At 62.7% G+C, this 18,337-nt stretch carries 14 protein-coding genes, 1 tRNA gene and 1 pseudogene; 11 read left to right on the top strand and 5 right to left on the bottom strand.

Translation table 11 applies throughout. The features are described from left to right. The first annotated feature begins 6 nt into the window (after nt 1–6). The 3 genes from VSX77_RS02085 to VSX77_RS02075 are packed head-to-tail and all read left to right on the top strand — an operon-like array spanning nt 7 to nt 4,592. Nucleotides 7–1,212: a TIGR03087 family PEP-CTERM/XrtA system glycosyltransferase gene (locus VSX77_RS02085; RefSeq protein WP_338426018.1), complete on the top strand. Its 1,206-nt coding sequence runs from the start codon at nt 7–9 to the stop codon at nt 1,210–1,212. Beyond that, nucleotides 1,209–2,687: an exosortase A gene (gene xrtA / locus VSX77_RS02080; protein ID WP_338426017.1), complete on the top strand. Its 1,479-nt coding sequence runs from the start codon at nt 1,209–1,211 to the stop codon at nt 2,685–2,687. The genes VSX77_RS02085 and xrtA overlap by 4 nt, the downstream gene beginning before the upstream one ends. A 9-nt stretch (nt 2,688–2,696) precedes the next feature. Continuing rightward, the gene (locus VSX77_RS02075; RefSeq protein ID WP_338426016.1) at nt 2,697–4,592 is read left to right on the top strand and encodes an XrtA/PEP-CTERM system amidotransferase; all 1,896 of its coding nucleotides are present in this window, start codon (nt 2,697–2,699) and stop codon (nt 4,590–4,592) included. A 122-nt stretch (nt 4,593–4,714) separates the two neighbouring features. On the opposite strand, the gene VSX77_RS02070 is transcribed toward VSX77_RS02075, so the two are convergent. Next, a complete protein-coding gene (locus tag VSX77_RS02070) occupies nt 4,715–5,146 on the bottom strand; it encodes a DUF6196 family protein (protein WP_338426015.1) in 432 nt (143 codons plus the stop codon). A gap of 576 nt (nt 5,147–5,722) precedes the next feature. Here VSX77_RS02070 and VSX77_RS02065 point away from each other — a divergent pair. The 8 genes from VSX77_RS02065 (at nt 5,723) to VSX77_RS02030 (ending at nt 11,590) form a co-directional block, all read left to right on the top strand. Continuing rightward, the gene (locus tag VSX77_RS02065; protein WP_338426014.1) at nt 5,723–6,907 is read left to right on the top strand and encodes a GNAT family N-acetyltransferase; all 1,185 of its coding nucleotides are present in this window, start codon (nt 5,723–5,725) and stop codon (nt 6,905–6,907) included. Continuing rightward, the gene (locus VSX77_RS02060) at nt 6,904–7,770 is read left to right on the top strand and encodes a transcriptional regulator (protein WP_338426013.1); all 867 of its coding nucleotides are present in this window, start codon (nt 6,904–6,906) and stop codon (nt 7,768–7,770) included. The genes VSX77_RS02065 and VSX77_RS02060 overlap by 4 nt, the downstream gene beginning before the upstream one ends. A gap of 275 nt (nt 7,771–8,045) precedes the next feature. Continuing rightward, nucleotides 8,046–8,291, top strand: a complete 246-nt coding sequence (gene infA / locus VSX77_RS02055) for a translation initiation factor IF-1 (protein ID WP_022685627.1) — start codon at nt 8,046–8,048, stop codon at nt 8,289–8,291. A 20-nt stretch (nt 8,292–8,311) separates the two neighbouring features. Continuing rightward, on the top strand, nt 8,312–8,881 hold the full coding sequence (locus VSX77_RS02050; RefSeq protein ID WP_338426012.1) for a Maf family protein: 570 nt from the start codon (nt 8,312–8,314) through the stop codon (nt 8,879–8,881). Then, nucleotides 8,874–9,866 (top strand): ribonuclease, encoded by a 993-nt coding sequence (locus VSX77_RS02045; protein ID WP_338426011.1) that lies wholly within the window; start codon nt 8,874–8,876, stop codon nt 9,864–9,866. The genes VSX77_RS02050 and VSX77_RS02045 overlap by 8 nt, the downstream gene beginning before the upstream one ends. Then, on the top strand, nt 9,856–10,038 hold the full coding sequence (locus tag VSX77_RS02040; RefSeq protein ID WP_338426010.1) for a DNA gyrase inhibitor YacG: 183 nt from the start codon (nt 9,856–9,858) through the stop codon (nt 10,036–10,038). The genes VSX77_RS02045 and VSX77_RS02040 overlap by 11 nt, the downstream gene beginning before the upstream one ends. An 85-nt stretch (nt 10,039–10,123) precedes the next feature. Beyond that, nucleotides 10,124–10,199, top strand: a tRNA-Phe gene (locus VSX77_RS02035). Between the two features lie 164 nt (nt 10,200–10,363). After that, nucleotides 10,364–11,590, top strand: a complete 1,227-nt coding sequence (locus tag VSX77_RS02030) for a tyrosine-type recombinase/integrase (protein WP_338426009.1) — start codon at nt 10,364–10,366, stop codon at nt 11,588–11,590. A gap of 263 nt (nt 11,591–11,853) precedes the next feature. On the opposite strand, the pseudogene VSX77_RS16420 reads toward VSX77_RS02030, so the two are convergent. From VSX77_RS16420 to VSX77_RS02010, 4 genes and pseudogenes are all read right to left on the bottom strand, one after another. Further along, nucleotides 11,854–12,363, bottom strand: a pseudogene (locus VSX77_RS16420) (transposase); the annotation flags it as partial. A gap of 46 nt (nt 12,364–12,409) precedes the next feature. Beyond that, nucleotides 12,410–12,613, bottom strand: a complete 204-nt coding sequence (locus VSX77_RS02020; protein WP_338426008.1) for a hypothetical protein — start codon at nt 12,611–12,613, stop codon at nt 12,410–12,412. A 74-nt stretch (nt 12,614–12,687) separates the two neighbouring features. Further along, nucleotides 12,688–12,888 carry a hypothetical protein gene (locus tag VSX77_RS02015; RefSeq protein WP_338426007.1) on the bottom strand — a complete coding sequence of 67 codons (201 nt, stop codon included), beginning with the start codon at nt 12,886–12,888 and terminating at the stop codon, nt 12,688–12,690. Nucleotides 12,889–12,896: 8 nt separating this feature from the next. Next, nucleotides 12,897–17,192 carry an RHS repeat domain-containing protein gene (locus tag VSX77_RS02010; protein ID WP_338426006.1) on the bottom strand — a complete coding sequence of 1,432 codons (4,296 nt, stop codon included), beginning with the start codon at nt 17,190–17,192 and terminating at the stop codon, nt 12,897–12,899. Nucleotides 17,193–18,337: the final 1,145 nt, after the last annotated feature.

The raw sequence follows: 18,337 nt of genomic DNA, 5'->3' as shown, positions 1-18,337 counted from the left end.
CGGGTAATGCCCGAAATCCTGTTCCTCGTTCACCGCGCGCCGTGGCCGCCCGACCGCGGCGACCGTATCCGCAGCTGGCATATGTTCGAGGCGCTGGCGAAGCTGGCGCCGGTGCATGTCGCGGCGCTGGCGGACAATGATGCCGATGTCGAAAGCGCCCGCGCTAAAATGGCCCCGTTTTGCAAAAGCCTGATGATCGAAGTGCGCAAGGTGTCGCGGCCGCGCGCGCTGGCAGAGGCAGTGCTGCGCGGCGAGCCGGTCTCGAACCATCTGTTTCGGAGCAAGGCGCTGGCGGGCCATGTCGACGCGCTGATCGGGCAGGGCCGCATCAGCCATATTGTCGCCTTTTCGGGGCAGATGGCGCAATATCTGCCCGCCCGGTTCGACGGGCCGGTGCTGATGGATTTCGTCGACGTCGATTCGGCCAAATTCGCGACCTATGCCGAACAGGACAAACGCCAGCCGCTGCATTGGGTGCACAAGCGCGAGGCGCGAATGCTCGGTGCCTACGAGGCAGAGGTCGCGCGGCGCGCCACCGCCAGCCTGTTCGTCAGCGAGGCCGAGGCAGCGCTGTTCCGGCAGCGGAGCGGGCTGGGACGCGACAAGGTGCTGGCGGTTGAGAACGGGATTGATGCCGATCGCTTCGACCCGGCGCTGACCTTCGACCCGGTTGATGATGGCGAGGGGCCGCTTGCGGTGTTCACCGGGCAGATGGACTATCGCCCCAATATCGACGCGGTGCGCTGGTTTGCTGCCGACATCCTGCCGCTGATCCGGCGGCGGAACGCGGCGGCGCGTTTCGCGATCGTCGGGCGGGCGCCGACCGACGAGGTGCGCGCGCTGGCCAAGCTGCCGGGCGTCACCGTGACCGGCGAAGTGCCCGACGTCCGGCCATGGCTCGCCGCCGCCGACGCGGTGGTAGCGCCGCTGCTGCTCGCGCGCGGGGTGCAGAACAAGCTGCTCGAGGCGATGGCGATGGCGCGGCCCATAGTCGCAAGCGCCGCGGCCGCGACGGGGATCGACGCGGTGCCGGACGAACATTTGCTCGTCGCCGAGGGAACCGAAGCGATGGCGGAGGCAGCAGGGGCGCTTTTCGACGATCGCGCTGCAGGGGAGCGCATGGGACAGGCGGCGCGCGCGCGGATGATCGCGCGCTATGGCTGGGATGCGCGCATGGCGCCGCTCGGCGAACTGCTGGGGCTCTCCGCATGACCTTGTGGCAGCGCCATCTGGCCGCGCTGGCGCTGCTGTCGGCGGCGATCCTGGCTTTGTTCTGGCGCGACGCCGCCGACATGGCCGGCATCTGGTGGAACAGCTCGACCTTTACCCATTGCCTGCTGATGGTGCCGATGATCGGCTGGCTGGTCTCGCAGCGCATCGCGCTGCTGCGCCCGCTGACTCCCGCATTTTGGTGGCCCCCGCTTGTCTGGATGGCGGGGGCGGGGTTCGTCTGGATCGTCGGCGAGGCCGCGGGGGTCGCGCTGTTCCGCCAGCTGGGCCTGGTGCTGATGCTGCAAGGCGCGGTGGGGGGCGCGCTCGGCGAAAAGCTCGTGCGCGGGCTGCTCTTTCCGCTCGCCTATGCGCTGTTGCTCGTGCCGTTCGGCGAGGAACTCGTGCCGCTGCTCCAGACCTTTACCGCGCACATCAGCGTCGCGCTGCTTCGCCTGTCGGGCCTCGCCGCCGAGATGCAGGGCGTGTTCATCACCACGCGTGCGGGGTTCTTCGAGGTGGCCGAGGAATGTTCGGGGGTCAATTTCCTGATCGCGATGCTCGCCTATGCGGTGTTTGCGGCACATCTGTGTTTCAAAAGCTGGACGCGGCGGATCCTGTTCGTCGCCGCGGCGCTTGCCAGCACGATCCTTGCCAATGCGCTGCGCGCCTATGGGACGATGCTCGCGGCCGAGATCTGGGGGATCGAGGCGGCGGGCGGGATCGACCATATATTCTATGGCTGGATCTTTTTCGGCGTCGTCATCCTGATCGTGATGCTCGTCGCGCGGCGCTGGTTCGACCGGCCCGCGAACGACGTTGCGGTCGATATGCTCGGGCTGGACGGGCCGAACCGTTTTGCCGGGGCTGGGCGCGCAGTGCTTCCGCTCGCATTTGCGCTGCCGCTGCTGTTCGCTGCATGGGGCCTGCTCGTTGCCGGGCGCAGCGCGCCGTTGCCGCCGACCTTGACGGTCGAGGCGCCGCCGGGCTGGCGCGACGCCCGCGTGGCGGGCAGGCCCTGGGTGCCACGCTTCGACGGTGCCGATCAGCGGCTGCTGCGCCACTTTGCGAACGCGGGCGGACAGGTCGTGACCGTTGCAGTCGGCGGATATGAACGTCAGGCAGAGGGGCGCGAAGTCGTCGCCTTCGGGCAGGGGGCGGTCGACCCCGACAGCAAATGGGCGTGGAGTGCGGCGCTGCCCGCCGTCGATGGCGGCAAGACCGAACGGTTGCTGCACCCCGGCCCGGTGCTGCGCGACGCCGCGACCTGGTATGTCGTCGGCGGCGCGGTGACGGGCAGTTCGCGGACGGCGAAACTCGCCGAACTGAAGGCGCGGCTGACCGGCGGCGACCCCCGCGCGATGGCGCTGATCGTGACGAGCGAGGAGGGACAGGGCGGGCGCGATGCGATCAGCGCCTTCGTTTCCGCGTCGGGCGGAGCCAAAGCGATGGCTGACCGCGCGCTCAAAAGCCGCTAGGGACCGCTTATGTGCGGCATCGCGGGCATCTATCATCTTGAGACCGCGAAGCCGGTCGATCCTGCGCGGCTGCGCGCGATGCTCCAGCCGATGCAGCATCGCGGCCCCGATGGGTCGGGTGAATGGACCGCGCCGGGCGTTGGGCTGGGGCATCTCCGCCTTTCGATTATCGACATTGCGGGCAGCCCGCAACCGATGGCGAGCGACGATGAGGCGGTGACGCTCACCTATAATGGCGAAATCTATAATTTCCGCGAATTGCGCGCCGAGCTTGAGGATCGCGGGCACCGCTTTCGCACCAGCGGCGATACCGAGGTCATCATCTCGGCCTGGCGGCAATGGGGGCCCGAGTGCCTGTCGCGGCTGAACGGCATGTTCGCCTTTGCGATTCACGACCATGTGCGCGGCTGCCTGTTCCTCGCGCGCGACCGGCTGGGGGTTAAGCCGCTGCACTATGCGCGGCTGTCCGACGGGTCGGTGGCGTTCGCGTCGGAACTGAAAGGGCTGCTGCGCCACCCGCTGCTGCGGCAGGAAGCCAATTTTACCGCGGTCGAGGATTTCTTCGCGCTCGGTTATGTCCCCGACGACAATTGCATCGTCGCGGGGGTCGAGAAGCTACCCGCCGGCCATTATCTGATGCTCGAACGCGGCAAGGCCGTGCCCGCGCCGACCTGCTGGTGGTCGCCCGATTTTTCGCGGCGGATCAAGGCGAGCGAAGGCGAGGCGGCCGAACATCTGATCCACCTGATGCGCGCTGCGGTGCGCGACCGGATGGTCGCCGACGTTCCGCTCGGCGCCTTTCTGTCGGGCGGGGTCGATTCGAGCGCGGTCGTCGCGCTGATGGCCGAAGCGAGCGCGAAGGCGGTCAAGACCTGCACCATCGGCTTCGACCAGGCCGCGCTCGACGAAACGGCCTATGCGCAGCAAATCGCCGAGCGCTTTGCCACCGATCACCGCACGCGCACCGTCGCGGCGGGCGATTTCGCGTTGATCGACACGATCGCCGACATGTTCGACGAACCTTTTGCCGACGCGAGCGCGCTGCCGACGTACCGCGTGTGCGAACTGGCGCGCGAAGCGGTGACGGTCGCGCTGTCGGGCGACGGCGCCGACGAGGCGTTCGCGGGGTATCGCCGCCTGGTCTTTCAGCATCAGGAGGAGCGGCTGCGCGGGCTGATCCCCGCTTTTCTGCGCCGGGGCGTGCTTGGGCCGTTGGCGAAGGTCTGGCCGCAGATGGACTGGGCGCCGCGGCCGCTGCGCGCGCGTGCGACGCTCGCCAGCCTGTCGAAGAGCGGCGCAGAAGGTTATGCCGAGGCGGTCGGCGTGACGGGGCCGACGCAGCGCGCGCGGCTGTTCAACGACTCCGCGCTTCACGGGCTGGGCGATCATGTCGCCGAGGCGCGATACTGGAAAGCGATGGCCGAGGCGCCCGCGCGCGAACCGCTCGACCGTGCGCAATATGCCGACCTACGGATTTGGCTGCCTGGCGACATTCTGACCAAGACCGATCGGATGAGCATGGCCGTCAGCCTTGAGGCGCGCGAGCCTTTGCTCGATTACCGGCTCGTCGAATTCGCCGCGAGCCTGCCCGCGGCGATGCGCGTCAAGGGCGGGACCGGCAAGGCGATTTTGAAGCAGGCGATGGAACGCTATCTGCCGAACGACATCCTCTATCGACCCAAGATGGGGTTTGTGACGCCGGTATCGGCGTGGTTCCGCGGCGCGCTGGCACCGCAAGCGAAGGCGCTCGCGACCTCTTCGACGCTCGCGCGCGCAGGGTGGTTCGACATGGCCGAGATCGAACGCATCGTCGCTGCGCACCAGTCGGGTCGCCGCGATCACGGGCGGTTGATCTGGCAATTTTTCATGCTGGAAAAATCGCTGGCAAAGTTGTTCGGAATTTAATCCGCCGCGCTCGCCCGGCTGCGCCTGCTTACAGTTCGGCAGCGGTCGCGTCGCTTGGTCTCATTCCGCGCCTGAATCAGAAAAGTCCTCGTCTGAAAAAGCCCGCTTATCGGGTCCAAGCCTTAGCCCCGAACGAGATTTCTGACTTCGGATATTGCCTCGTGCGCGACCGTTGAGGGAACGCCCCAATAGTCGAATATGCCGCCGTCGTTTCTGTTCTGCCCGCAGATGACGAAAACGCCGGTCCCGAACCGGCGCTTCAGGTGGCCGGCAAGCCATCCGACAAAACCGCTGTTGTCCGCACCCGCCGGGAAGTGAAATCGAAAAAGCGCGAAGCGTTCCTCGTCGGGATCTGTGCAGGGCAGGAGCTGGCTCCACACATTGTCGTCGCGCACCAATGCAAGAGCCTCAGCATTTATGGCGTTGGGAAATTCAGAAAGTGCAAATTCGGCGAAAGCATATTCCTGATCATATACCACCAGCTTCGCGCTCTGAATCACTTGTTTCAGGCGCCGTTCGGTTTCTTCGATGCTTTCGTGCGAAATGCTTACCATAGCCGGGTCCTTCATCACCCACTGGGCGCTATATGAGCGTTCTTTCAAAGGTCAGTAAAGGTCAGCCTTGTGCGCTGGCCGCTTTGCCGGGCTTGTCGGATATGCGCGTCCCTATTCTGCACACGCCCGCTGACGGATCGGCGATCGCTTTCGTTCACATATTGAAAGAGCCGGGATGAAGGCTGGCACAGCCGGGTCATGTAGGACAGCGTTTTTTTTGCGCGGCGGATGTGCGGTTTGAGTGGGGAGCGGACAATCATTGTCCAGTTTCGTCATCCCGGACTCGATCCGGGATCCATGACTTCGGCGCTGCTATGGATCCCGGATCAAGTCCGGGATGACGATGATGATAATCCTCCCTGTCGCGCAGCGATGGGGAGGTGGCAGCGCGAAGCGCTGACGGAGGGGCTTTGGCGCTACCGTCGCGGCCCCTCCACCACGCCCTTCGGGCGCGGTCCCCCTCCCCATGGCCTTCGGCCACAGGGAGGATTTTATGTCCGCTTCCGGTCGAAAACCGACGATCCCCTCCATCGAATCGCCACCCCATTTTAACGCTTTGCTGCCAAACTCTTGCCGATGACGGTCCATCCTGCCTTTCCGGTCAGCAGCATCCACGCCGCGCCGCTAACGGTGCGCGTCGTCGATCCGCTCGCACTGTCGGCGGGGCTGGCGGCGGCGTGGGACGGGCTGGCGGGCGAGGCGAGTGAGCCCAATCCCTTTGCCGAACGCTGGTGCCTGCAATCGGCGCTCCATTTGCTCGATCCCGAACGGCACGCGCGGCTGATCGTTGTGCAGGATGCCGCCGACGGACCGCTGATCGGCGTTATGCCGCTCGCACCCGCGGCGCGGTACGGCCGCCTGCCGCTGCGTCATGCGACGGGATGGACGCACCCCAATCATTTCCACGGCGCCCCTTTGGTGCGCGCCGGGTTCGAAACCCTTTTCTGGTCGATTCTGCTCGGCTGGTGCGATGCCGCGCCGTGGGCACGGACGCTGTTGCATGTCCCGCGATTGACCGAGGAAGGACCGCTTCACCGCGCGCTCGCCGAAGTCGCGCGCCAGCGCGGCGGCGCGGCGGAAGTCGTCCATCGCGAGGAGCGCGCGCTGCTCGAAAGCGACCTGTCGCCCGCCGCCTATTGGGACGCCGCGGTGCGCGCGAAGAAACGCAAGGAACTTCGGCGACAGGCGAATCGGCTCGCCGAAGAGGGGGCGGTGCAATTTCGCCGCTGGCAGGCGGACGAAGCACCGGGGCCGTGGATTGATGCTTTTCTCGATCTGGAGGCGCGCGGCTGGAAAGGGCGCGCAGCGTCGGCGCTCGCGAGCCACAGCGATACCGAGGCCTGGTTCCGCGCCATCGTGCCCGCCGCTGCTGCGGCGGGGCGCCTCGACATGCGCGCGCTCGATTTGAACGGACGGCCGCTCGCGATGCTCGTCAACTTCCTGTGCCCGCCGGGCGGCTTTTCGTTCAAAACCGCGTTTGACGAGGATTATGCGCGCTTTTCGCCGGGCGTGTTGCTGCAACAGGCGAATCTCGATCTGCTGGACGACCCGCGCATTATGTGGGTCGACAGCTGCGCGGCGCCCGGCCACCCGATGATCGACAGCGTCTGGCGCGAACGCCGCGCGCTCGTCTGGGTCAATGTTCCGCTGTCGGGCGCAGCCGACCGGTGGCGCTTCGCGTGGCTGACGCGCGCGGAGCGGGCGTGGCGGCGCTGGAAGCGTGACCCGAACCCGCAAATCGACGAAGAAAGCCCGACATGACCGTGCATCAGACCATCTCTCGCCCCGTCTTTCCTGCGGAAACGCTGGCGCGCGTGGCCGAGATGTATCCCACGCAGGCTGGGCTGCTTCATCATCATCTGCCCGACCATCCGCTGCTGTCGATCGAGGCGCTGGCGCAGCTTGGCGAGACGCTGCCCGCGAGCGCGGTCGAATATAATCCCGGCGACCTGCCCGTCGGCATCCGGCCGGAGGATATTCCGGCGAACGGCCTGTCGATCGGCGAGACGATCCGCACGATCGATACCAATGGCAGCTGGGCGGTGCTCAAGAATATCGAGACGATGCCCGACTATCGCGCGCTGCTGATGGATCTGCTCGGCGAGCTGGAATCGGTCGTCGTGCCGCGCACGGGGGCGATGCTGACGCCGCAGGGCTTTATCTTCATCTCGTCGCCGGGGTCGATTACGCCGTTCCACTTCGACCCCGAGCATAATATCCTGCTCCAGCTGCGCGGCACGAAGGTGATGAATGTCTGGCCCGCGGGCGACGAGCGCTTTGCGCACCGCATCGAACATGAACGCTATCATACCGGCGGCCACCGCAACCTGCCGTGGGACGAGCGCTATCGCGGCGGCGAACAGCAGGTGCCGCTCGGTCCCGGCGACGCCGTGCTGATGCCGGTGATGGCCCCGCATTTCGTCGCCAATGGCGATGCGCCGTCGATCTCGCTGTCGATCACCTGGCGCAGCGAGTGGAGTTATCGCGAGGCCGAGGCGCACGCCGCCAACGCCGCGCTGCGCCGGTTCGGCGTCGATGCCGCCATGCCGCCGCGCTGGCCCGATCATGCGCGGGTGCGGAGCCTTGGCTGGCGGATCGCGCGCAAGCTCAAACTTTTTTCCTGATAGTCTAGTTCACGCGGAGACGCGGAGGCGCGGAGCGATTGCGACGACCGCGAAAGCGATTCCTCTCTTCCACGTTGCGACGGGGCGTACCGTAGATAGAGAAAGGGACCTGTCGTTCCCGACCAACGTCTTCGCGCCTCCGCGTCTCCGCGTGAACAAAAACCGCGTCCGCGGTCTTTGATGCCGCCCGAACGGGCGTGTGACAGATTGCTTTCAATTGGCGGCGATTGCGGTTATGGGCGCCCATCCTGATATTTTGAGCCCATAGAGGATCGATGGCGAAAGAAGAACTTCTGGAAATGCGCGGCCAAGTGGTCGAACTGCTGCCCAACGCGATGTTTCGCGTCCGACTGGAAAATGACCACGAGATTCTGGGTCACACGGCCGGCAAGATGCGCAAGAACCGCATCCGCGTTCTCGTTGGCGACGAAGTGCTCGTCGAACTCACGCCTTATGACCTGACCAAGGGCCGGATCACCTATCGCTTCATGCCGGGTCGCGGCGGCCCAGGGCCGTCCTGACCGACGCGGGCGCGACCCGCGTGATGCTGGTTCTCGCTTCCACCTCGCCGCGGCGTCTTGAGCTTCTGGCGCGCATTGGCGTTACGCCGACGCGCGTCGCGGCCCCCGAAATCGACGAAACGCCTCTGAAGGGCGAGCTGCCGCGCGACTATGTCGCCCGGCTCGCGCGCGGCAAGGCGCTTGCGGTCGCGCGGGCGCTGGACGAAGTGGTGCTGGCGGGCGACACGACGGTAGCCGTCGGGCGCCGCATCCTGGAAAAACCGGCCGACGAGGGCGATCTCAGGCGAATGCTGGGGTTGCTGTCGGGGCGGCGGCACCATGTCTGGTCCGGTGTGTGCGTCATTGGCGCCGACGATCGTCCGCGCGTGCGCGTCGTCGATACGATCGTCGCCTTCAAGGCGCTCTCCGCCGCCGAGATCGACGCCTATGTTGCAAGCGGAGAAGGGATGGGCAAGGCGGGCGGCTATGCGATCCAGGGCCGCGCCGAAGCTTTTGTGCGCTTCCTGTCGGGCAGCCATTCGAACGTCGTCGGCCTGCCGCTCTTCGAAACGCGCAGCCTGCTGACCAGCGCGGGAATCCCGCTTGGCTGAGTGGCTTTATGAAGCGGGGATCGGCGAAGCGCGCGCCGCACTGGTCGAAGACGGCCGGATCGTCGAGGCGCGGATCGAGCGCGAGGGCGAAGGGCCGCGCGTCGGCGCGATCGTCGGCGCGAAGCTGATCGAAGCCGGACGCGGCGGCAAGGGCGCGCTGGTCGCGCTCGACTGGCCCGGTGAACCGCTTGCGACGCTGACCGGCCTGCCGCCCGCGACATCGACCGGTGCGCGAGTCGTTGTCCAGATCGCGCGCATGGCGCTCAGCGAACGCGGGCGCGACAAGCCCGCACGTGCGCGCATGGCCGATCCCGGCGCGGTGATTGCCGACGGCCCCGACCTTCGCGCGCGCATTGCGGCGAGCGGCGTGCCCGTCACGACGCTGCATCCTACCGGTACCGACCGGCTCGAAGAGGCGGGATGGAGCGAGGTTGTCGATTGCGTGCGCCGGGGGCACTGGGCCTTTGCGGGCGGGGCGCTGTGGGTCGATGCTACCCCTGCGATGGTGCTGATCGACATCGACGGCGAGGGCGATCCGCTGGCGCTGGCGCAGGCGGGCGCTGTCGAAGCCGCAGCGGTCGTCCGCCGCTGCGACATTGGCGGGTCGATCGGGATCGACTTTCCCTCGCTGCCCGGCCGCGCCGAGCGGCTGGCGATCGATGCTGAGATCGATGCCGCGCTGCCGCTGCCGTTCGAGCGCACGGCGGTCAACGGATTCGGCTTCATGCAGATCGTCCGGCGCCGCGAGCGGCCCTCGCTGATCGAACAAGTGCGGTTCGCTCCGGTGCAGACCGACGCGCTGCTGCTGCTGCGGCAGGCGGAACGCGCGGTCGGGGCAGGCGTTTTGACGCTGACCGCGCGGCAGGCCGTGATCGACCATATTATGGCGCGTCCGCACTGGACCCAAATGTTGCAGGAACGCAGCGGCCGCCCGGTCCGGCTGATCGCCGACGCCGCTGCCCAGGGAGCAGGCCATGCTCAGTAAAAGCCCGCGATGTCCGCTGTGCGGCAAGCCGCGCGACGCCGCGTTCAAGCCCTTTTGCAGCCGCGGTTGCCGCGACCGCGACCTGCTCAATTGGTTCGGCGAGGATTACCGCGTGCCCGCCGTTCAAGTGCCCGCCGGCACCGCCGACGACGACCGTTTCGACGAAGGATAATTCACCAATAAAGGTGCTGGACAGGACGCAAAGCCCTGCCTATAGCCGCCGCTCGCCAGCGCGGCCGCCCGGCCGCAAGCGCTTCGCCTGGGTAGCTCAGTTGGTAGAGCATGCGACTGAAAATCGCAGTGTCGGCGGTTCGATCCCGTCCCCAGGCACCATTGGCCTTTTCAGGGCGTTTCAAAATGTCTCTGAAAATCACTGATATTCAATAATTTCAAACACTTGATGGCCAGCTTCGTCTCGCGGCGTCGCTTTGCATCCCAGCCTCTTTTCGCACACTTTTGGGGTAACTATCCAATAGAGCGAATGGAGATACCCCAATATGCTCAGCGCCGCCGCAGTCGCTCAGGCCCGCCCTAAAGCCCAACAATATAAGCTATGGGACGAGCGCGGTCTCTACCTCCTCGTCATGCCGAACGGCCGGCGCTACTGGCGTCTCAACTATCGGTTCGCCGGCAAGGCGAAGACCATCTCCCTTGGCGTATTTCCCGATGTCGGTCTCGCCGTTGCCCGCGACAAGCGCGAGGAGGCTCGAAAGCTCGTCGCGCAAGGTGAAGATCCCTGTGCAGCTAGGCGTCGCAGCGCCGTCGCGCTGCAGGTCCGGCAGCAGGGCAGCCTCGACCGCGTGGCCGACGAATATATAGAGCGTCTGCGCATCAAGGGGCGGAGCACGTCGACGGTCGGTAAGAACGAGTGGCTGCTTGATCATGTCAGGCCCGATCTTGGGCGGCGGCTAATGTCAGAGATCAGTGCGCCCGACCTGCTGAAAGTACTGCAAAAAGTTGAAGCTAGCGGTCGCTATGAAACGGCCAACCGATTGCGCGGCACACTGAGCTCGCTGTTTCGCTACGCTATCGCGAGCGGGCGGGCCGACCGCGATCCCGCCGCAGATCTTCGGGGCGCGCTCATCGTTCCAAGGGTCAAGCATCGAGCTGCAATCACCGAACCCAAGGCGGTGGGGGGGCTGCTCCGCGCCATAGCCGGATATGAGGGGAGCGCCATCGTTCGTATCGCGCTCCAGCTCTCCGCTCACCTGTTCACGCGTCCCGGCGAGTTGCGCCTGGCTGAGTGGTCTGAATTCGATTTCGAGATCGGGGTCTGGAGCATTCCCGGCGAACGAACCAAGATGCGGAGGCCCCACAAGGTGCCTTTGAGTGATCAGGCCATTTCGCTGTTCGAGGAGCTCGAGGCCATTACAGGCGACGGCCGTCTCTTGTTCCCAAGCGTACGCTCCGCCGACCGCGCCATGTCCGACAACACGCTTAACGCTGCGCTCAGTAGACTTGGATATGGGCAGGATGAAATGACCGCGCACGGCTTCCGCGCCATGGCCGCGACCCTTCTCAATGAGTGCGGTCAGTGGCATCCCGATGCCATCGAGCGACAACTCGGTCATGTTGAGGGCAATGATGTCCGCCGCGCCTATGTCCGCGGCGAACATTGGGACGAGCGCGTCCGAATGATGAACTATTGGTCCGGACGGCTTGGTGAGTTGGAGGCCGGCGGCGCTGTCATTCGGCGAAGGTTCGCAAGAACTGGGCGCGGGTGATGTGCAGACCGTCGACACTGTTCGTTATCGATCGCCAGTGTGGAGTTCGATTTTTATCAGACAGATCCGATGACAAGCATGCTCGGGGCATACACCATTGCCGCCAATGCAGCTGACAATTGCGCACCGTCCGTGCGCAAGTCGGTCTTCGCTGGGATCTGCCCCAGCTTTTTCACTTCGTTGCGGTCCTGCCGGAGCTCGTGGGTCTTGGTGCGGTCTCCGTCGGGCTTTCTCGCGTGCTCCGCCGCGTTCGCCGCTGAGGGTGGCGGAGACCCGTAAACGCTGAGCCACAGATGCATTGAGGCGAGCTGGACCATGGTGAGGGAGTTCTAGGCGAGCTTGTCTTAGCGGGTAGCCACCCTGCGGAAGTGTTTGAGCTTGGAAAAGAAGCGCTCGATCATGTTATGATCTAGATCCCCCTTATTGCAGTCGCGGCCTCCTGGCGCGCGCGAGCCGAAGTGCTGTCGATCATCTGGATGACAGTATTCCGCTTTCTCTTCCCCTCGCTTCGGGCAATAGCGCCCCTAGTAAAGGCTGTCCCATGAATATCTGGTTTAAGACGCTCACCGTTGTGAGCGGCGGCAATGGCGTCCCAGACGTCCGCCTTGCGCCATCGCACATAGCGGTTGTAGCAGGTGGTGCGCGCCGGAGCGCAGCACTCAGAAGATACCGTTCAGCACTCGGCGGTCATGGACGCGCGGAACACCTCTCGGCTTGTTGAATAGCAGCGGTTCAATCACGCGCCATTCGAAGTCGGTATCATATTGTCTCACGCGGCCCCTGAATCAGGCAATCGCCGGAAGGGGAAGTCTTGCCGCGTCAAAAGCCATAATTTTTAGGGACGGTAAGCACGGCATCAACTATAAGATGCGGATCGGAAACCTCGACCTGCTCCAACAGGGCCATCATCATCTTACGATCTCGCTGGCGGACCGCTTCGTCCCACCGATCAATGATCCAAACTAGCGATAGCCGCTCGTTGACCGGCATACCCGCCAGACCTTGCTTCACCTTGTCGTTCATAACCAGAGCTTCGCAGAGCGAAGCTCAAGCCGCCAGCTTTTTGGGTGCACAGCCTAAAGTATATCGATGCCTCATCAATCAACAATAACAACCTCGGCACAAGCCACGCATTTTCCTATATCCTTCTCTATTCTATACCAAATTTTCTTTACGATATAGTATTTGTAGTAGTCTTCTTCGAGGATAGAAATTTGCTCTCCAACTCTAATCATAGAAGGAAACTCCATCTCGATAAGAGATTCTTCTTCATTTTCATATATTTCGATAAAAACCATATAAGCCTCTAATCATATCGTATTTTCGTTCCAGTGTTTCCTTTAGGAGTCTGGCGCTGTAATGTTGGACGTCCATCTACCGTCGATGGTCGCGCCACCAACCGCCGACCATCGGGCATAATGGCAACCTTCACCTCTCCGTCCTGAGAGGTTTTGACAGGAGCATTGCGTCGCGCCTTATTAAAATCCTCATCGCGCGCGCTCTCTCCCCCTGGTTTCACAAGCTGCCCATCTTCGTCTTTTTCTGCGCCGTCTGTTATTTCGTCCCAGGCCGCATCCGCCTCATCTGCCTCACTACAGAGTACTCCTAGAGCAGCACACGCGTTGCGCCTCAGGTTTCTTAACGGCGTGGAGGGACTAAATCGAATGTCAGGTAATGTTGGCGGTCTCATCGTTGGTGGCGGTGGAATGTTGGGGAAAATGAGCGGAACGATCACTGTCCGTTGACCGGTTACGACGATTTCGTCTTTCTGTTCACCGGTCGGATCCACCTTATTCACGGGATCGTTCCCGACGTAGGCATAGAGGTTGACCTGATCGTCATACCCGATGGGGTCGGTCTGAAGGAACCGTCCGAGCGTCGGCGAGTAGATGCGGGCCTTGTAGTGGAACATGCCGAGCTCGGGGATCCAGGCCTGGCCGGTGTACTGGAACCGCCCGAGGTTACCCGCTTTGGGGATGCCATATTCGTCATAGGCGTTGATCGCGATTGCATTGCCATGGCCATCAAGGACGCCGATGACGCTTCCCTGGTGATCGCGCAGCAGGCGGCGAACTGCGTTCGGCCACCCTTGACCGCTTTCATACCATACGACCGGATCGTCTACCCCCCGGCCGTGCACATAGCGGCGCAGCAGGTTGCCCGCGCTATCATATTCAGCGACCACTTCGTCGCCATCATACAGGAACCGCGTGGTGTTTCCGCCGCCGACCGTCTCGTAAAGCCGCCCCAGCGGATCATAGCGCATCGTCGCATTCGTCGCACCGCTCGCGCTCACCAGCCGGTTTTCGATGTCATAGACGTAAGTCGTCGATCCGTCCGACGTCAGGTTGCCGTTTGCGTCATAGGCGAACGCCGCCGGGCCCGCCGCGGTATATTGGTTGAGCCCGTTCGCCGCGTAGTTGCGATCGACGTTGAAGTGGCCGGTCCAGGCGTAGGTGTCGTTGTCGCGGGTCTGCTGCGCGATCTGCGACGCGGGGTTATAGCCATAGGTGAACGCCACGTCCTGCGCGGCGCCCGTCGCATCATGCGACAGCGCATTGAGGCGCCCCACAGGATCATAACCATATTGCGTCAGCGGCGTGGAGTACAAAGTGTCCGAGCTAATACGCCCACGATTGCCGTAGCTGGTCGTCCGCAGGACCGTAAGATCATATTCGACGAGGTCCTTCTCGCGATCAAGTCCGTCGTAGGAGGTGTCAAAGAACACCAGGTCAGGATATGTTACCCTGGTGCGGTTCCCGTTTTTGTCGTGCGCATAGCCCAGCGTTCGCGTGATCCCGTCCATCTTGAGCGCCGACGAGGTCATGCGCCCAAAGCCGTCGTAGGATGTCGTCACCCCGTCCGATGCCGATGCACTGCTGTCGAACCGCGCATAGAGCTGAAGCCCGCGAAGGTCGTAGCCATAATGGACGTCGCGCGTGTGCGTCGCCGCGAGGCCGCTGCGCTCGGGAACGATCTTCACGGTGTTGCGGTTCAGCGCATCATATTGATAGGTGATGACGCTGCCGTCACGCTTCCTCAGGCTCGTGCGATTGCCGTTCGCATCATAGCCATATTCTTCATAATCAGTCGTCGACACCACGCCAGGGGTGGTCGGCGACGGGAAGTTCCACATCACCTGCCGGTCATGGCCGTCATAGGTCATCGACGCCTTGTAACCGCGCGCGTCGGTCAGGCTCGTCCGCTTGCCGTTTGGACTATAGGTGTAGGTCGCGTAATCTTCCTGCAGCGGCGTGCCATAGGCCCTCTGGACCTTGAGTAGCTGCCCCGCCGCATCATAGACATTCTTCGTGATCCGGTCGGGACCGAAGCTCCCTTCCGTCCCCAGCGTGCAGGCGCTCGCCGGCAGGCTGCCGTAAACCGCCGGGTTCATCCGCTGCGCCGTGCATTCGAGCTTGTCATCCGCTTTGTAGCTGAACTGTGTCACGGTGTAGGTGATCCCGCCGGCGACGCGTTTTTCGCTTACCTTACGACCTGACGTATCGTAAACCGTATCTACGTGCCGGTCGACAGCAATGGCCGCGAGGTCGCCGGCGGACGTTCCAGCGACCGATCCCTCTTCAACACGCGTTGGTTGATCGTCACCATTCAAAGTAATGCGTTTTGCCAACCGAGGCAGAGGTCCGCTGCCATCGGGATCGGATGAAATTTCTCCGATCTTTCGGCCAGCGGCGTCATAAATGACGACGCTGACATTTCCGCGCGGATCAGTGACCTGGGTCTGCCTCCCGGCGAGGTCATAGCTGTATTGCGTAGAAACTGTCGTCCCACCGCTTCCAAGACCCTGCAAAATTGCCGCGGGAAGGAAGGTGTTGTTCCAATAACTCGTGCTCGTCAGCAATTCGTCAGAGGTTCCTGCGCAACTGCTCAATGTAATGCACATCGAAGTTTGGGAAAGCCTGTAGATCAGGCCATCGCCCGTATTGTGCGAGGCGTAGGTGTAGCGCATCTGAGGCCTCACGCCGCTCGGTTGGGCGGGGAGCGTCGCGGTCAGGATTTCGCCATGCGTTGCGTCATAGGTGAAGTCAGACTGATGTCCGTTCGCGTCCCTGGTCCAGTTCGGCTTGTTGCATTTCACTGGGTTCGCGCAGGTTGTATCATAACCCGCCTGATAGATGACAAGATTGGCGAGGCCTGAGCCGGGCTTGGCGACCTGGGTCACCTTAGTCAAGTTGCCACGAGAATCATGCTCGTACGACAGATTGTTGGACTCCGGGGGCGTAACCTTTTTCGGCTGATTATAATTGTACGGATCGTACTCGTAAGCGGTTTGTCGGCTCAATCCGTCGGTCGCCTGGGTTATCTTCTGCGACACTCCGGACTGGCCGCAATTGAGAGATTCTCCATAATCATACCCCGAATCGATCCAATAAGTATTGACCGCATAGGTGCTACCTGTCGGTTTCGTGGCCGTTCTGCCCGACACGCGCTTATCATATTGCCAAGTTTGGCCGCCACGAATGACGGACTGGACCGGGATATTGTTAAAGCCTGGATTAGACGTCGCGAGATTGTGATAGCTTATATTCGTGACGACTCCACCAGGTGTAGTGACGGTTTTTGGCAAGAGTTGCGTCGAGTCGAGCGTCGGACCGCACATAAGTGCAGGATCAGCATGAAGATTAAGCCGATAGATGCGGGAAAGGGCATCCTGCTGCGTGACAACCGCATCCGAATAGGGGTTTGTGTAAACGAGACTTGAATTTAACGAGCCGATGCTCGTCGTTCCGTTGAACAATGTGATCGCAGCATTGACCTGCCCGCCGGGCCGATAGGTAAGCCAATTCAATCCGGCTATGCTCGTTATGGGCGACGTCGCTTGCGTACGCGCGAACGTCACCTTGTAGCCAAGATTGCTCGTGATCGTATCGGTGACGGTATAATTGCCGCTGCTTCCCGTGATTGTCGCAAACGGCTGGTAGGTCAGCTTCTCGCCCGAAGCATAGACGATTGTCGAGACATAGGCATATCCGGCATAGCCCGCATTGTTACAACCGGACTCGACATCGTAGCAAGGCGGAAGCGGCTGTTGGATCATGCTAAAGAAGGTGAAGGTTGCGCCCTCGCGGTCGCGGAACACATAGGTGTAAGTGCCAGTTCGCGTGAGCGAAGATCCGTCGGTCTCGGCCACCGGCGTGCAGGGGCCGCTAGTGTAGCAGGTAAACAGTCGGTCCAGCCCGCCTAAATGAACCCGCAGGTGTCGTTCATTCGGATCCCCGATATCCCAACGGGTATAGGTTTGGTCATCGATATAGATGTTGAGGGAGGTCGTAAGCCGCCGACCATTGAAGGTCGTTCGCAGGTTGAGATGTCCTGCACCTGGTGCGTTAAAGCTGAATGGAGACACCGTGACGTAACCGCCTCCTATCATATCCACGCCATTCAAGTCGGTTTCCGCCTTAAGCACCGGCTGATTGGCGGGCCTAAAATCTTGCGCGAACACAGGCGCGGTTAAAAGGGCCACCAAAGTCGCCAGCTTCACCAACGCGTAGAAGAGGAGCCTTCTGCGAAAAGGGGATGTCGCTTGATCAGGTTCGCGGCCTTCTAATGCGCCTTGACGTCTCGTTTTAATCTTCGCCACTGCCAATCCCCTTTTCCCGAAACAAGCGATCGAGGGACGCGATCAAGGGGGCGGATTTGGCGAATTCGTTGTCTTCAGCCGGGTGCGGTTATCGGCCTTGTCATGCTCGTAATCGACGGTGACATTGTTGTTCACCGTGCCGGTCCGAACCACTTTCACCAGTCGACCCTTAGCATCGTAAGTATAGGTGATAGTTTCTGTGGCATTCAGCGTGGAAGCTGCGCCCACCAACGCTACGCAAAGCAAAGCACAACGCATCGATACGTCATCCTGCACGGGCAAGCGGGACTATCTCCGCTCGCAGATATTGGTCGAAGCTATCGGTTTGAAAACGAACGTCAATCTGACGATCATAGAAAAACCCGGAAATCGGTCAGAATTATTTGATCCAAATTGGCAGTATCGATCTGCTTTGCGTACTAACGGTACATATTCATCTCGCGAGCAATCCTCTTTCGATAATTCTGCTCGTATCGCCAACAATTTGAACATGGTTCGCGGTCGGTGTCGCGCTATTAACCGTTCGCGATCACTGTGCGCAGTTCGAACTTTTCGACAACGGGCATATTCACCGAGGAATCCAGATCGAGCGCGGCCTCAAATGACCGCACACTGGCGGCGGCGAGCGCCGCCAGAGGTCGCGCGCCTGCACGGTTGGCCGCGCAGCGCTCTTGTCTCGCTTCTTGGCCCCGCGGGCGTGCGGCCCTTGCGGCAGGACGCAGCGCGCGGCGCTGCTCCGGGCGTGGCGTTGCCGCACTCGGCCCGCCGCGGGTCCGTACACGCCGCGGCGCCGGCCGCTGCGACAAGGGCGCGTCTATTCTCCGATGATGACACCGCGCTGATCGCCCGGCGGCGTTGTTTTGGGGCCGGCCAGAGACAGCGTGGCAGTCGGCGCATGGCTGTGGGACCGCTCGGCCGGTGCGCAAGCCGGTCTTCGCTGCGCTCGGGGCCGGCTCCTCCATTGCGTTGCGGCCCTCTCGGCTGCGCCCGGTCATTTGGCGCGCTCCCGTCGCCTTTCCTGGCCGCCCGCCCCGCCGTCCGGGGCCAGGTGCGGTTTGCTTGTCCAGTTAGCGGCTAGTCCAACTGGTCGCTGCGCGGCGGCAGTCCTTGTTCGCTTCAATCTCTGCCATCTTTTGGTTGGCCGT

This window comes from Sphingopyxis sp. TUF1, assembly GCF_036687315.1.
Lineage (GTDB): Bacteria > Pseudomonadota > Alphaproteobacteria > Sphingomonadales > Sphingomonadaceae > Sphingopyxis > Sphingopyxis kveilinensis.
Note: the sequence above shows the minus strand (reverse complement) of the source record. Positions and strands in the feature narration are given on the sequence as shown.

Coding starts and splice junctions, on each gene's coding strand:
- VSX77_RS02015 (WP_338426007.1), bottom strand. CDS start 12,888: ATGGTTTTTATCGAAATATATGAAAATGAAGAAGAATCTCTTATCGAG.
- VSX77_RS02065 (WP_338426014.1), top strand. CDS start 5,723: ATGACGGTCCATCCTGCCTTTCCGGTCAGCAGCATCCACGCCGCGCCG.
- VSX77_RS02070 (WP_338426015.1), bottom strand. CDS start 5,146: ATGGTAAGCATTTCGCACGAAAGCATCGAAGAAACCGAACGGCGCCTG.
- infA (WP_022685627.1), top strand. CDS start 8,046: ATGGCGAAAGAAGAACTTCTGGAAATGCGCGGCCAAGTGGTCGAACTG.
- VSX77_RS02060 (WP_338426013.1), top strand. CDS start 6,904: ATGACCGTGCATCAGACCATCTCTCGCCCCGTCTTTCCTGCGGAAACG.
- VSX77_RS02040 (WP_338426010.1), top strand. CDS start 9,856: ATGCTCAGTAAAAGCCCGCGATGTCCGCTGTGCGGCAAGCCGCGCGAC.
- VSX77_RS02085 (WP_338426018.1), top strand. CDS start 7: ATGCCCGAAATCCTGTTCCTCGTTCACCGCGCGCCGTGGCCGCCCGAC.
- VSX77_RS02020 (WP_338426008.1), bottom strand. CDS start 12,613: ATGAACGACAAGGTGAAGCAAGGTCTGGCGGGTATGCCGGTCAACGAG.
- VSX77_RS02030 (WP_338426009.1), top strand. CDS start 10,364: ATGCTCAGCGCCGCCGCAGTCGCTCAGGCCCGCCCTAAAGCCCAACAA.
- VSX77_RS02075 (WP_338426016.1), top strand. CDS start 2,697: ATGTGCGGCATCGCGGGCATCTATCATCTTGAGACCGCGAAGCCGGTC.
- xrtA (WP_338426017.1), top strand. CDS start 1,209: ATGACCTTGTGGCAGCGCCATCTGGCCGCGCTGGCGCTGCTGTCGGCG.